The sequence below is a fragment of the Sporomusa sp. genome (genome assembly GCF_035561155.1).
In the GTDB taxonomy this organism is placed as follows: Bacteria; Bacillota; Negativicutes; order Sporomusales; family Sporomusaceae; genus Sporomusa.
In genome coordinates this window covers 14,765-28,839 of record NZ_DATMYD010000105.1, presented here as the reverse complement: position 1 = coordinate 28,839, position 14,075 = coordinate 14,765, and the positions used below count along the sequence as shown (strand labels likewise).

The following is a 14,075-nucleotide window of genomic DNA, read 5'->3' as shown; positions in this document are numbered from 1 at the left end:
CCGGTCAATATCAAATACAGTTTGTTTATCCACTGATATACCTCCTATATTTAACCACTTCGGTACCAATGCCCTCGGTGGTGAAGATTTCTAAAAGCAGCGAATGTGGTTTACGTCCATCAATAATATGGGTCTTAGCTACCCCGGCTGCCAGCGCTTTTACGCAAGCCTCCACTTTCGGGATCATCCCGCCTTCAATGCTGCCTGATTTAATCATTTCCTGGGCTTCAGCCAGCGACAGGGTGGAAACGAAGGTACTCTTGTCGCTATAGTCGCGATAGATGCCCTCAACGTCGGTAATCAGTGCCAGCTTCTCGGCACCTAGAGCAGCAGCCAGTTCACCGGCCACATAGTCGGCGTTAATGTTGTAAGTAGCGCCATCTTTGCCAATGCCGATCGGTGAAATAACCGGGATATAGCCTTGGTCTAGCAGATTCTCGACAATGCCGGTATTTAGTTTAAGCACATCGCCGACAAAACCGATATCGACTTCTTTGGTTTGACCGTCTTCGCGTACCTTAGCCAAATGCTTGGCAGCAATAATGAGGTCGGCATCTTTGCCGCTTAAGCCAACAGCTTTAGCCCCGAGGAAGTTTAAGAACTTTACGATTTCACTGTTGATTTTACCGACAAGCACCATCTCCGCAATCTCTACGGTCTCGGCGTCTGTTACCCGAAGACCGCTGACAAAGCTGGATTCTTTACCGAGTTTTTTGAGCATGCCGGTGATCTCCGGTCCGCCACCGTGAACAACTACCGGACGGATACCGGCGTATTTAAGAAAGATAATGTCCTGCATTACGCTTTTCTTGAGTTCGTCATTCAGCATGGCGTTGCCGCCGTATTTTATCACAATAGTATTGCCGGCAAACCGCTGCAGGTATGGCAGGGCTTCAATAAGCACAGCCGCTTTTTCTACCGAATTAATCATATCCATCATCCCTTCCCATTTTAACCTTAATCTAACGATGCTGGTTCACAAGGTCCGCAATCAGCATCAAGTGGTATATTCACCGTTAATCTTGACATATTCATACGAAAAATCGCAGGTCCACACAGTAGCAGACGCATCACCTAACCCTAAATCGATGGTAATCGCAATATCTTTCGCAGCCATGACTTCTTTAAGCTTGGCGGTATCAAAGCCGGCCGCGCCCTGACCATTCACAACAATGGTTAAATCGCCAATAGCCAGTGAGGTTTTATCTGGTTGGCTTTGAGCACCGGAATAGCCGACAGCGCATAAGATGCGCCCCCAGTTGGGGTCCTGACCGAAGAAAGCGGTCTTAACAAGTGGTGATTTTGCGATAGCCATCGCTGCGCACTTAGCTTCAGCAAAGGATACCGCTCCGTTCACGTTAATCTCCAAAAACTTAGTGGCCCCTTCCCCGTCGCGTACAATAAGCTGCGCCAGTTCAGTACATACTGTTTTAAGGGCTGTATAAAATTCCTGGTAGGTTTGGCTATCAGCTGCAGCAATTGGCTCATTGCCGGCTTGGCCGTTGGCGATTACAGCAACCATATCATTGGTACTGGTATCGCCGTCTACGGTTATCATATTAAAGGACAGCTCAACCGCCTGGGTAAGCGCCTGTTTCAGTATTAATGAGTCAACGGCAGCATCGGTGGTAATAAAACTCAGCATCGTTGCCATATTAGGGTGGATCATGCCTGCCCCTTTGGCAATCCCGGCAATTTTACATGGTTTGCCGCCAAGCGTAAATTCATAAGCGCACGACTTAGAAAAAGTGTCTGTAGTCATGATCGCGGCCAGCATCTGTTCGTGACCAGCCTCAGATAAGTTGCCTGCGGCTTGAGTGATCCCGACAAGCACTTTATCCATTGGCAGGTTGACGCCGATTACCCCGGTTGAAGCTACTAATACTTCACAATCGTCTAATTTAAGGGCTTTGGCTGTCTCATGTGCCATTGTCTGGGCATCATTCAACCCTTGATCGCCGGTGCAGGCATTGGCACAGCCGGAGTTGACGATGATGGCGCGGGCTTTGCCCTGTGCAACAGCCTGGCGTGAGACAAGCACAGGCGCTGCCGCCATTTTGTTGGTGGTAAACTGTGCTGCTGCCGCTGCGGGGACAGTACTATATATAATACCTACATCTTCTTTGCCATTCTTTTTAATACCGGCATGAACACCGGCTGCCTTAAATCCTTGCGGCGCAGTAATGCCGCCAGTAATTTTAGTTAACATTGCATTCTACCTCCTACGGAAATAAGGGCGCGTTGTCTAGCCCTGTCCGCTCCTCTATATTAAACATTACGTTCATATTTTGTACTGCCTGACCTGCCGCCCCTTTAACCAGATTGTCGATAGCGGCAACGGCAACTACCCTATTGGTCCGTTTGTCAATATGCCAGCCCAAGTCGCAGAAATTGGTTCCACGTGTATTCTTGGTGGTAGGATACCCGCCCCGCCCTAACAGCCTGACAAAATATTCATCGCCATACAGCGAGGTGTATGCCTCATCAACAGCCTCGGCGGTTACGCCCTGTTTTAATGAGGCATAACAAGTGCTTAAGATGCCTCTGGCCACAGGAATCAGGTGCGGCGTGAAGCTAATAACAAGTTCTTCACCAGCCAGTTCGCCCAGCGCAGCCTCAATCTCAGGTGTATGCCGGTGACCGGCAACATTATAAGCCTTAACGCTTTCGAACACCTCGGTAAAATGCGACCCTAGGCTCAAACTACGTCCGGCGCCAGATACGCCTGATTTGGCGTCAACAATAATCGATGTCAGGTCAATCAGTTTATGCTGCACTAGCGGCGCCAGAGCCAATATGCTGGCTGTTGTGTAGCAGCCGGGGTTACCGACAATAGACGCCTCGCGGACTTGGCTGCGATTTAATTCTGTCAATCCATACACAGCTTGTGCTTCCCTGTGTGTATGGGGTACTTTGTACCATTGTTCATATACATCATGATCCTTAAACCGGTAGTCGGCTCCAAGGTCAATAATCTTTATTTTAGGATTCACTGCTGTTGCCTTACGCCCGACCTCCATGGCATGACCATGGGGCAACCCAATAAATATGACCTCGCTCTGGGCAGCCATCTTATCCAGCTCAGCCAAGCTTGCTAGTGCTTTCCCATAAAATCGTGTAAAATGGGGATATATTTCATTAATGGCTGTACCTGGCTGGCTTTCGGAGGTAATATACAGTACTTCAGCAGCTGGGTGAGATGCCAAAATACGCAAAAGTTCCGCACCGGTATAACCGGTCGCTCCTACAATGCTTATTTTCATGGGCCTCGCTCCTTTTCTTGTTATAATTATACAGTGTATATGAATATTAATGCAAGTATTTTCGTGTTTTGTATACATTAATTTTTTTGAGGTAAGATATGACTATAGACTTTAGTCCCCTTATTGAAATTATTGAGCAATACAGCTATGGAGCCGTATGTTTGGCTATGGTACTTGAAGGCATGTGCCTGCCGGTCCCCAGTGAATTGGTACTGGGCTTTGCCGGATTTATGGTGTATCAGGGTGTTTTTAGTTTTCCTGCGGCAGTGGGGGCCGGCTGGCTTGGCAGTATGCTTGGTTCCTTATTCATCTATTTTGTGGCCAGGCAGGGCGGGCGCAATTTTCTCTATAAGTTTTGCCGGATTTTTCGCCTATCACCGGTTTATATCGATAAAATGGGTGAAGCTTTTATCTGTTATGGCCCCCAGATTATTATCCCTTGGCGCCAGTTACCCATTGTCCGTACTAAAATCAGCATCGCTGCCGGCCTGCTCAATATGCGACTAGCCACCTTCTGTCTGCTTACCGCCTTGGGAATTGCGGTATGGTGTACATTGGCGGTAAGCTTAGGTCTATTCTTCGGCCCTCATTGGCAAAAACTGATTGACATATTCACTGAACTTGGATACCTAGTTATAGCCCTTGGCGGCATTATCGCTGTCGTTATTGGGATATATTGGTATAGTAGACGTAAAAGAAAAAAAGAGGCCACAGATAATTGCAGTTAGCCTCCTGCCCTTACTTAAAACTGGACTTCTCCGGTTATTGATATACTGTTCCCGCACTGGGGGCAGTTTTTTTGGTTTAACCGGCTATAGCCGCCCAGACGATCAATTACTTTATAGCCACAGTCCGGACAATATGTATCTGAGCCCTCACCGCCAGTATTGCCAATATAGACATAATTGAGCGCTTTACTGGCAATTTTGTAGGCCCGCTCAAGAGTGCTGACAGGAGTTGGCGGTGCGTCCATTTTGTAGTTGGGAAAATAACGGGAGAGGTGCAGCGGTATATCCGGGCTGATGCCTGCCAACCATTCAGCAAGGCCCGCAATCTCGCTTTCTGAGTCATTGAGCCCTGGAACGACTAATGTGGTAATCTCCACATGGCAGTGCTGAGCCGCCAGCTTGACTGTCTGTTTGACATGTTCAAGCTCGCCGGCACAAACTTTTTTATAAAAATCATTGTTAAACGCTTTTACGTCAATGTTCATAGCATCAATATGCGGCAGCAGCTCCTGTAAGGGTTGCTGGTTAATAAACCCGTTAGTGACAAGTACGTTTTTGAGGCCGGCTGCTTGTACCAAGCTTGCGGTATCCAGGATATATTCGTACCACACACTGGGTTCTGAATAGGTGTAGGCTATACCGATATTTCCCTGGCCAATGAGGTGGCTGGCTAAAGCGACAGCAGCCTGGGGCTCAAGGTTTGTTACTGACGGGTTGTCTTGGGCAATATGCCAGTTTTGGCAAAACTTACAGGCAAAGTTACAGCCCCAGGTACCGAGTGACAGAATATAGCTGCCAGGATAAAAGTGATACAGCGGTTTCTTTTCAATCGGGTCAAGCGCCTGAGCTGTCGCTTGTGCATAGTTGAGGCTATATAATTTGCCGCCGGTATGCTGACGTACCCGGCAAAAGCCTGTCTGCCCCTCGCTAATGATACAGCTTTTCGGACATAAGCTGCAGGTGATACCCTTGTCATGCTGTGTGTAATGGAGCGCCTCGCGCACTTTGTTCACCTGCTTTAGATTATTTATACCTCGTCACGGTAAAACGATATAAATCAATCTCTTCATCTGGGCGGATACCGGCTTTTTCCATAGCGATCTCCACCTGCTCGGTGGCCGTATCTACTCCCTCAAGGTCAGGCAGAAGAAGTCCGGAACGCCGGCCGTTGCGCACAATGACACCATATTTTTTGGGGTCAAGCTCATCCAGGCTGTATATCTGTTCAGGCGCTTCCAGTACGTCCACTGAGATTTCGAGTTCAGAGAGCTCTGCCAGTCCAATTGGCGGAAAACGCGGATCTTCCGTCCCAGCACTTACGGCGTTTTGAATAATCTCCTCCGCGATTGTTGGCCGGGTAGGAGCAAAGGTACCGATGCAGCCGCGCAAATGGCCGCCTTTTTTAAAAGAAACAAACGCCCCGGCTTGTCCTAGTAACACGTCCGGCAGTTCAGCAGGTTTGTCCATAAGCCGGCCATGTTGCAGGTAATATGTAAGACTTTCCAGGGCAAGAGCTCGCGCTGTACCTTGTCCACTCATGCTAAAGCCTCCTATTTCTTACCTTTGATTTTATAAAGAGCAACAGCATATCCAACGCCAAATGGCCCTTCATAAGAAACCTTGACTACCTCTACATCAAGTCCGCCCATAGCGCCCATAAGAAAGAAAATTGGCCGGAGGCCACATTCTCCGGCCTCATCAATCAAATTTCTATCCATCTTAAGTAATGCTTTGACATCAGCGTTTTTGAGAGCTTCCACTACCTGGCTGTCAAACTCAGCGCCGCGCGGATTATAACCGGCCGGGGCATCAGGTGTCAGACGATGCGACAAATCGCCTGATGCGATAACAGCCACGCGTTTGTCCATACTGCCAATAGCCGCCTGAACCGCTTTACCAAAGGTATACATCTCCTCATAGGCCAGCATGCCCATCGACAAATTGACAATCTGACCTTTAAACCCGGCTTTAGAAAGATAATAGAGCGGTACAAACGCGCCATGGTCAAGAGTTAGGGAGGTTCGATAATTTTTCGCCACATCGTCAGTTAGTTCTAATAAATTAATACCAAGCCGCTGGCAGTTACGGATTATATTCTTTATTAATAAATTGTCAGTCTCAAAGCCAAGGGTTACATCAGCTGCACCAAAATTGGCCATACTGCCCCGCAGGCGGGGATGAATGCTAACCGTAACCGAATCATCAAATACCGGTCCATGCGGACTAATAATTACAACGGTCTGAGGATTGCTTTCCTTTAACAGCTCGGCGACTTGATTCGCGGTTTCAACTGTAGTTTTAATTGTGTTTAGTTCGTCTTTTCCCACTTCTGGGATCATGAGCGGCGGATGCGGCATGAGCGCACAGCCAATCAAGTTTTCCATATAATCGCTCCCTTGAGTTAGTGGTGCGTTTCCGCGTTTCTATCTTCCCACATTCTGGCTGAAATGATACGCCAATGCTTTGGCGATATACTCGGCCAATTTTTGCTGGTAAGCATCGCTGTTAAGGCGTGCTGCCTCTTCCGGATTGCTGATAAAACCGGCTTCAACGAGTACACCTGGCACACTTACAGATTTCAATATAATAAGTTCAGAATCCTGCTTGACTTGGCGTTTGTTGCCAGGAGGGAAATTTTTTAATGCATGCTGCATACTCTCTGCTAACTGTCTGTTCTCCTGAAGCTTAGGATGGTAAAAGACCTGAGCGCCTGACCAATTACCGCCTTTGATGGCATTGCAATGAATGCTGACAAAAACATTTGCTCCAGAGCTTTCAATAATTTCGGCACGTTTTAACAGGTCATTGCGCTTACCGCCTTTACCCTTGGTGTAATAATCAATATCACCTTCCCGGGTAAGTACAGTTGTCGCCCCGTTTGCCGCCAAAATTCCGGCTAATTTTCCGGCAATAGCGAGATTAATGTCCTTTTCATCGACACCATTCCATTTCGCACCATCGTCAATCCCGCCATGCCCTGCATCAATGGCAACAGTCTTACCGGCAAGTACTGACAGGTTAGCATTTTCAATATCATCCAACACCAGATACCGCAGTGTCAGGAGGTTTAACACTACTACCGCAATGCTGAAAACCACCGCACTTAATAGTCTCCGCCGTGGCACCACCACTATCCGCATGTTATCCCCTGCCCCTCTTTCAACGCCTTTGCTACTTACACTGTATTCTCTATTGCCCAATTAAATGCTAAAATATAGGTAAGCGCTACTCTGTAGGAGGTGAAATGTTGAACATTAAACGTGTACGAACAGGTCGACTTTTAGCACTATTATTAATTGTATTTACTATAGCCTTTTTGTGGGCCGGCGGCGACTTAGTCCTTCGTTCGGCCATACCCAAAACTACGGTACTTCCTGCCGGGGCTGCTGACACAGTGTCTAGCGTTACAGGTGTGTGGGAGCGAGTCCACCGGATCATCTTTCTTAAAAGTGCGATTGGCGCTAAATTAGATAAAAAAAGGTATATTGGCCTGAATGATACCCCACTGGCCCTGCAGCAGGCTATCATCGCTGTCGAAGACAGCCGCTTTTATCAGCATATGGGGTTTGACATTGAGGGGATCCTGCGGGCAACCTTAGTCAATGTGCAAACAGGCTCTTTTGCCGAAGGCGGCAGCACTATTACCCAGCAGCTTATTAAAAACTTATTTTTAACACAGGAACGTACTCTTAGCCGTAAACTGGAAGAGGTTATACTGGCAATCGATATCGAGCTTCGTTATTCCAAAGAAGAAATTCTTGAGATGTATCTAAATACCATTTATTTCGGTTCCGGGGCTTATGGGATCGGAGAGGCCTCAACCATTTATTTTGGTAAACCTCCCTTTCATCTTAATCTGGCCGAATGCGCGCTATTGGCAGGGCTGCCTAATGCCCCCTCACTTACATCTCCCTATGTTGACTTTGCGGCTGCTAAACAGCGCCAGGCTGTTGTGCTCGCTGCTATGGCACGCCACAGTTATATCGGCCCTGCTCAAGCGCAAGAGGCTAAACTAACCCCCATACTTTTAGCTAAATAAGAATGTGTAAAGGGTCCGGCATAGGCCGGACCCTTTTACATTGCGATCTGTTTATCCTTTTCGGTTTTAAAGGTAGGTCCATAGACTAATGTACCAAGCGCCGTCAGCGTAATATTAATTGCACAGAACTCGTCGTGGTCCTGCTGACGGCAGTCGTCACATATTTTACTGACAACGTCATACGCTTCAACCGCTTTGAAGCGGTCAATACGGCCGTCAACAACAGGCAGCCCCCGCAGTAAGTCGAGAATGTCCTGCCATAAACAAGAATAAGCAACGAAAACGAAATTCTCACGCGAGGCGAGGCAATAAAAAAACCGCCAGATATCTCTGGCGGTTCTGTTGCAAAACAATATTAACGTTTGGAGAACTGAGAAGCTTTACGGGCTTTCTTGAGGCCGTATTTACGACGCTCTTTTTCGCGCGGGTCACGAGTTAAGAGACCAGCTTTCTTAAGAGCTGGGCGGAATTCACCGTCAACTTTTAAGAGTGCGCGGGAAATTCCGTGACGGACTGCGCCAGCTTGACCAGATACGCCGCCTCCCTCAACTTTTGCCAGAACATCATATTTGCCGACAGTGTCGGTAATGTTAAGCGGTTGAGTCACAATAAGCTCAAGAGTTTTCAAGCCAAAATATTCGTTAAGCGGACGTTCGTTAACGAGGATCTTGCCTTCTCCCGGAACCAGACGAACTCTGGCAACCGAGGTTTTTCTGCGGCCTGTGCCGTAGTAAGTAACCAATGCCATGTATATGTTCCTCCTTTCCGGTATTACCTAATATTAAGTTCCAGCACTTCCGGCTGTTGAGCGGAATGCGGATGGTTAGGGCCAGCGTAAACATTCAGTTTACGGTACATTTGACGGCCAAGAGTGTTCTTAGGAAGCATGCCTTTAACGGCCATCTCAACAACACGCTGAGGCTTGTCGGCCAGCATTTTGCCAGCCGGGGTGAAGGTAGTGCCACCCGGATAGCCGGAATGACGGAAATAGGTTTTTTGTTCTAGTTTCTTACCAGTTAATACAATTTTATCAGCGTTAACCACAATTACATGGTCGCCGGTATCAACATGGGGAGTAAAGGTCGGTTTATTTTTGCCGCGAAGAACTTTCGCGACTTCAACGGCCAATCTACCAAGGGTTTGTCCCTCGGCATCCACAACATACCATTTACGCTGGATGTCGGCCGGGTTTGCCATAAAAGTTTTCATTGTCTATCCTCCTCGTACAAGCTAAAGGACTAAAATCATGAGAGACAAGTTGTGATTATTAACCTTGAATTCCGGGGCTAATGGAAGCCATGGCAAAAATCTCATAAAGCTATTGTAATAAATTAGATAAAGGATGTCAAGCGTTATGCCTTGCCAGATCGAAAATATTTTGGACAATCCACTGATCAGTACTTAACCTCTACTAGAAATAAGCCTTGTGGAGGTGCAGTCATACCTGCTGCGCGGCGGTCACGTCCTGCCAATATGGCGGCAAAGCCGTCAGGCGTCAGACGGTGCTGACCAACCTTTACAAGCGTTCCCACCAGGTTGCGCACCATATGGTACAAGAAACCTGTTCCCCAAAATTCGAGCTCGACTATGGAATTACCCACCTCACGGCAAGTAGCCGACATAATCGTGCGTACAGGGCTTACCGGCGCACCGCCTGTAGCGCGAAAAGCAGAAAAGTCATGGGTGCCGACAACGGCTTGCGCAGCTTCATGCATCAGTGCTGTATCAAGTTTAGCGGTACAATGCCACGTGTAATTCCGCTCAAACGGATTTGCCAGGCGGGCGTTTAAGAGCCTGTAGCGATAAATTTTACTCTGCGCTGAGCGCCGTGCATGAAATTCCGGCGACTCTTCGCTGGCACCGACAATAACAATATCAGGCGGCAGCAGCCCTTTGGTCGCCAAGGCAATGCGTTCTGCCGGTATCGTGCCTTCTGTAAAGAAGTTAACGACCTGGCCGTAGGCATGTACCCCTGCGTCGGTGCGTGCTGATCCGTTAAGCTTAATCGAGTGGCCAAAAATTTTGCCCAGCCGCTCTTCTACTAGCTGTTGAATGGTCATGGCATTGGCTTGGCGTTGGTAACCATGATAGGCGGACCCATCATAGGCCAGTATCAGTTTAATGTTTCTCATACTGTTATTTTATATGCCCTCACAATTACTAACACCACAATTAATACCGCAAAGGTAACAGCAGCAAGCATATCCTGTACGCCTAGTTTTAGTTCTTTCATCCGGGTACGGTTTTCACCACCCCGGTAGCATCTTGCTTCCATGGCCACGGCAAGCTCGTCAGCCCGGCGGAAAGCGCTGATAAACAGTGGCACCAACAGCGGCACCATGTTTTTAGCTCTGCTTAGAATATTGCCTGAAGCAAAATCTGCCCCCCGGGCCATCTGTGCTTTCATAATCCGGTCGGCTTCTTCTAACAGTGTAGGAATAAATCTGAGAGCAATGGTCATCATCATAGCAAGTTCATGTGCCGGAACCCCGAGCCGTCGAAAGGGATTTAGCAACCGCTCAATACCATCTGTCAAAGCAATGGGTGAGGTGGTAAAGGTTAATAGCGAGGATACCGCAATGAGAAGCGCCAGCCTTAGGGACATGAGTATGCCCATGTGAATCCCTTCTTTAGTAATTGACAGTGGTCCTAAATTATAGAGGACGGTTCCTGGCGTACTAAAGATATGAATGGCAAGTGTCAAGACGATAATTATCCACAAAGGTTTTATTGACCTGACTACCATCTTGGCCGGAATTCCTGATATCCCAACAGCCATAGCAGCAAAGGCGGCCAGTATGCCATAGGCCAGGTAATCTTCGGCTAAAAAAATGGTACTGATATAGACAATAACACCCAGTATCTTGGTGCGGGGGTCAAGGAGATGTATCGGCGAGCGACCTGGAAAGTACTGCCCCAGTGTAATATCAGTTAGCATTCTTTCGCCCCCTAACAGCTTCTATAATTTCCACAGCCGCGGCCTCTGCCGTCATCGCGGTATTGGTAATCGGTAAGCCTTTCGCTTGGAGCGTGTCAATAAGCGCAGTCAGTGGCGGCACATCCACGCCAGCCTCTCTAAGCTCTTGACGACCACTGCCGAAAATGTCTCTGGGCGTACCGTCAAGGCTGATTTGACCGCCATTCATAACCAAAACTCGGCTGGCAAACCGGGCGACATCTTCCATATTATGCGATACTAAAATGACGGTAATCCCGGTTGTCTGATGCAGCTTGACAATCTGGCCAAAGATTTCGTCACGACCCCGGGGGTCAAGTCCGGCAGCAGGCTCATCGAGAGCTAAATAATCGGGTTCAAGGGCAATCACACCGGCGATAGCAACCCGTCGCATCTGGCCGCCGCTTAGGTTAAAGGGGGAGCGGTCTTTAAACATTTCGTAATCAAGACCGACAAAGTCCATGGCCCGGCGTACACGGCTCTCAAGCTCTGTTTCTGGGACTCCTAAATTTTTAGGACCAAAAGCGATATCCTCATAGATGCTTTCTTCAAATAATTGATGTTCAGGGTATTGGAAAACCATCCCTACCCGCCGTCGTGCGTTCCGGGCAGCTTCTGTCTTAGCCTTTAAGTCTGCGCCATCTACGGTTACTTGGCCAGAGGTAGGTGAAATAAGGCCGTTCATATGCTGAACCAGCGTAGATTTCCCTGAACCAGTGTGACCAATGATTCCAATAAATTCGCCTTTATTTATTGTGAGGTTGATATTTTGTATGGCTGTCCGCTGATAGGGAGTATCTGGCATATAGGTGTAGGTAACATTGTCAAATATTATGGACATAGAGCCACCACCAGTTGTTCATCACTTATTATATCGTTTTCCAGTTCCAGGCCCTGGTGGCGCAGGCAAGCGGCCACTTCAGCAGCAGCAGGAACATCAAGGCCCATAGTTTTTAGCTTGTCCACCTGGCTAAAAATCTCAGCAGGCGTTCCCTGCATAACAATGCGCCCTTGTTCCATCACCACTACTCGGTGGGCGGCAACAGCTTCTTCCATGAAATGCGTAATATAGACAACAGTAATCCCTTCCTTGTTTAGTAGGGAAACGGTATCAAGTACTTCTTTACGCCCGCGGGGATCAAGCATGGCAGTCGGTTCGTCAAGAACCAGGCACTTGGGGCGCATAGCCAGTACACCGGCAATGGCCACCCGCTGTTTTTGTCCGCCAGACAAGAGATGCGGGCCGTGGTGCCGGTAATCGGACATATTGACAAGTGCTAACGCTTCGGTTACTCGCCGGGAAATTTCAGCAGGGGCTACCCCCAGGTTTTCCGGCCCAAAGGCTACGTCTTCTTCAACGATAGCAGCCACGATCTGGTTATCCGGGTTTTGAAATACCATGCCAACCTGCTGACGTATGTCCCAAATCTTAGCAGGGTCAGCTGTATCCAGGCCACCTACCAGGCACTTTCCACCTGTCGGCAGAATGAGCGCATTGAGGTGTTTAGCTAATGTTGATTTGCCCGAACCGTTGGTGCCAATAATGGCGACAAATTCCCCCTGACTGACAGTCAGGTTAATATCAGTAAGCGCAATAACCTCCTGGCCTTCATAACCCTGATAGGTATGGCGCAAGTTTTCAAGCTTAATAAGTTCTCCCATAGTGAGGTTTGTACACCCCTTTACCAATAATACAATCGGCTGCTATTGTAAGAATAAAGGCGACCCGCCGGGTCGCCCTTGTCTTTAAACCTGTTACACTAATTCGATAATCGCCATAGGAGCAGCATCGCCCCGGCGCGGTCCCAGTTTAAGCACCCGGGTATAACCGCCTTGACGCTCGGCATATTTCGGAGCAATTACGTCAAACAGCTTTGTCACAACTTCTTCGTCGTAGAGGCTTGATAACACTTGGCGGCGGGCATGCAGGTCGCCCCGCTTGGCCAAAGTAATCATTTTATCGGCAAGGCCGCTGATTTCTTTCGCCTTAGCTTCAGTGGTTTCAATACGCTCATATGCAAAGAAGGAAGTCAACATACTGCGAAACAGTGCTTTGCGAGCACTAGTATCCCGTCCTAACTTTCTGTAGGCCATAACTCTTCCCTCCCTTTACTCTTCGTGTTCCGCAAGTGCAAGACCCATTTCAACGATCTTCTTCTTAACTTCTTCCAGTGACTTGCGGCCTAAGTTGCGAACTTTCATCATATCTTCTTCGCTCTTTTGGACAAGCTCAGCGACTGTGTTGATTCCGGCTCGCTTTAAACAATTGTAAGAACGTACGGAAAGGTCCAGGTCTTCAATGGTCATTTCCATTGTCCTGTTCTTACCTTCTGCAGGTTCTTCAGATACTAAACCCTGACCCTCATCCTCTTCAGGAGGTTCTCCGGCAATATTTTGAAACAATTTCAGGTGCGACACCATAATGCCAGCAGCTTTGCTGACCGCTTCTTCGGGACGCATACTGCCATCTGTCCATACTTCCAATGTCAGCTTATCATAGTTGGTTACGTTACCGACACGCGTATCGGTTACGTTATAGTTGACGCGTACAATGGGCGAGAAGATGGAGTCAATAGGAATAATCCCGATTACATGGTCGGGTTTTTTGTTTTTGTCAGCCGGTACATAACCTTTGCCTTTTTCCACCATGATTTCCATGCGGAGCTTACCACCAGCGCCAACTGTCGCCAGGTGGAGGTCTTCGTTCAAGATGTCAATATCGGCGTCGGCTCTGATATCGCCTGCAGTGACTTCGCCTTCTTCAAACGCTTCAACCAGTAAAACTTTTGGCTCGTCACTATGCATTTTCAGACACAGTTCTTTTAGGTTTAGAATAATGTCGGTGACGTCCTCCCGAACACCGGGAATAGTGGCAAATTCGTGAAGAACACCATCAATTTTCACTGAAGTTACAGCTGCTCCAGGCAATGACGATAAAAGCACCCTTCTTAAACTGTTGCCCAGCGTAATGCCAAAGCCCCGGTCAAGTGGTTCCCATACGAATTTGCCGTAACGGTTGTCTTCACTTACTTCCACTATTTCGATTTTCGGTTTTTCGATTTCAATCATCCGGAAAAAACCCTCCTCAT

18 protein-coding genes are annotated in these 14,075 nt (G+C 48.1%); 2 read left to right on the top strand and 16 right to left on the bottom strand.

Annotated features, from left to right (window positions below; translation table 11 throughout):
- Nucleotides 1-25 precede the first annotated feature (25 nt).
- The 3 genes from argB to argC form a co-directional block, all read right to left on the bottom strand.
- Nucleotides 26-931, bottom strand: coding sequence for an acetylglutamate kinase (argB, locus tag VN447_RS15200; protein WP_325526190.1), 906 nt, complete (start codon nt 929-931; stop codon nt 26-28).
- Nucleotides 932-997: 66 nt separating this feature from the next.
- Nucleotides 998-2,209 carry a bifunctional glutamate N-acetyltransferase/amino-acid acetyltransferase ArgJ gene (gene argJ / locus VN447_RS15195; RefSeq protein ID WP_325526189.1) on the bottom strand — a complete coding sequence of 404 codons (1,212 nt, stop codon included), beginning with the start codon at nt 2,207-2,209 and terminating at the stop codon, nt 998-1,000.
- Between the two features lie 13 nt (nt 2,210-2,222).
- Nucleotides 2,223-3,263, bottom strand: a complete 1,041-nt coding sequence (gene argC, locus VN447_RS15190) for an N-acetyl-gamma-glutamyl-phosphate reductase (protein WP_325526188.1) — start codon at nt 3,261-3,263, stop codon at nt 2,223-2,225.
- Between the two features lie 98 nt (nt 3,264-3,361).
- On the opposite strand from argC, the gene VN447_RS15185 reads away from it, so the two are divergent.
- Complete coding sequence (locus tag VN447_RS15185; protein ID WP_325526187.1) at nt 3,362-3,991, top strand: DedA family protein; 630 nt, start codon at nt 3,362-3,364, stop codon at nt 3,989-3,991.
- Between the two features lie 14 nt (nt 3,992-4,005).
- Here the strand turns inward: VN447_RS15185 and amrS are convergent, their stop codons facing one another.
- Genes amrS through VN447_RS15165 form a run of 4 tightly spaced genes read right to left on the bottom strand, consistent with a single transcriptional unit; the run spans nt 4,006 to nt 7,131 of the window.
- Entirely contained in the window at nt 4,006-4,995 is a 990-nt protein-coding gene (gene amrS, locus VN447_RS15180) for an AmmeMemoRadiSam system radical SAM enzyme (protein WP_325526186.1), read from the bottom strand.
- A gap of 19 nt (nt 4,996-5,014) precedes the next feature.
- Nucleotides 5,015-5,530, bottom strand: coding sequence for an AmmeMemoRadiSam system protein A (gene amrA, locus VN447_RS15175; RefSeq protein WP_325526185.1), 516 nt, complete (start codon nt 5,528-5,530; stop codon nt 5,015-5,017).
- 11 nt (nt 5,531-5,541) lie between these two features.
- Nucleotides 5,542-6,375, bottom strand: a complete 834-nt coding sequence (gene amrB / locus VN447_RS15170) for an AmmeMemoRadiSam system protein B (protein ID WP_325526184.1) — start codon at nt 6,373-6,375, stop codon at nt 5,542-5,544.
- Between the two features lie 39 nt (nt 6,376-6,414).
- Nucleotides 6,415-7,131 carry an N-acetylmuramoyl-L-alanine amidase family protein gene (locus VN447_RS15165; RefSeq protein ID WP_325526183.1) on the bottom strand — a complete coding sequence of 239 codons (717 nt, stop codon included), beginning with the start codon at nt 7,129-7,131 and terminating at the stop codon, nt 6,415-6,417.
- Nucleotides 7,132-7,235: 104 nt separating this feature from the next.
- Between VN447_RS15165 and VN447_RS15160 the strand changes: the two genes are divergently transcribed.
- Nucleotides 7,236-8,030: a transglycosylase domain-containing protein gene (locus VN447_RS15160; RefSeq protein WP_325526182.1), complete on the top strand. Its 795-nt coding sequence runs from the start codon at nt 7,236-7,238 to the stop codon at nt 8,028-8,030.
- Nucleotides 8,031-8,065: 35 nt separating this feature from the next.
- On the opposite strand, the gene VN447_RS15155 is transcribed toward VN447_RS15160, so the two are convergent.
- The 9 genes from VN447_RS15155 to VN447_RS15115 form a co-directional block, all read right to left on the bottom strand.
- Nucleotides 8,066-8,383, bottom strand: coding sequence for a hypothetical protein (locus VN447_RS15155; RefSeq protein WP_325526181.1), 318 nt, complete (start codon nt 8,381-8,383; stop codon nt 8,066-8,068).
- Nucleotides 8,384-8,385: 2 nt separating this feature from the next.
- Complete coding sequence (gene rpsI / locus VN447_RS15150) at nt 8,386-8,778, bottom strand: 30S ribosomal protein S9 (protein ID WP_325526180.1); 393 nt, start codon at nt 8,776-8,778, stop codon at nt 8,386-8,388.
- Nucleotides 8,779-8,801: 23 nt separating this feature from the next.
- On the bottom strand, nt 8,802-9,239 hold the full coding sequence (gene rplM, locus VN447_RS15145; protein WP_325526179.1) for a 50S ribosomal protein L13: 438 nt from the start codon (nt 9,237-9,239) through the stop codon (nt 8,802-8,804).
- A gap of 185 nt (nt 9,240-9,424) precedes the next feature.
- On the bottom strand, nt 9,425-10,162 hold the full coding sequence (truA, locus tag VN447_RS15140; RefSeq protein WP_325526178.1) for a tRNA pseudouridine(38-40) synthase TruA: 738 nt from the start codon (nt 10,160-10,162) through the stop codon (nt 9,425-9,427).
- The gene (locus tag VN447_RS15135; protein ID WP_325526177.1) at nt 10,159-10,968 is read right to left on the bottom strand and encodes an energy-coupling factor transporter transmembrane component T; all 810 of its coding nucleotides are present in this window, start codon (nt 10,966-10,968) and stop codon (nt 10,159-10,161) included. The genes truA and VN447_RS15135 overlap by 4 nt, the downstream gene beginning before the upstream one ends.
- On the bottom strand, nt 10,958-11,827 hold the full coding sequence (locus tag VN447_RS15130; RefSeq protein ID WP_325526176.1) for an energy-coupling factor transporter ATPase: 870 nt from the start codon (nt 11,825-11,827) through the stop codon (nt 10,958-10,960). The genes VN447_RS15135 and VN447_RS15130 overlap by 11 nt, the downstream gene beginning before the upstream one ends.
- On the bottom strand, nt 11,818-12,648 hold the full coding sequence (locus VN447_RS15125) for an energy-coupling factor transporter ATPase (protein ID WP_325526175.1): 831 nt from the start codon (nt 12,646-12,648) through the stop codon (nt 11,818-11,820). Before VN447_RS15125 ends, VN447_RS15130 begins: the two co-directional genes overlap by 10 nt.
- Before the next feature lie 93 nt (nt 12,649-12,741).
- Complete coding sequence (gene rplQ, locus VN447_RS15120) at nt 12,742-13,080, bottom strand: 50S ribosomal protein L17 (protein ID WP_144348557.1); 339 nt, start codon at nt 13,078-13,080, stop codon at nt 12,742-12,744.
- Between the two features lie 15 nt (nt 13,081-13,095).
- Entirely contained in the window at nt 13,096-14,055 is a 960-nt protein-coding gene (locus tag VN447_RS15115; protein ID WP_325526174.1) for a DNA-directed RNA polymerase subunit alpha, read from the bottom strand.
- Nucleotides 14,056-14,075 lie beyond the last annotated feature (20 nt).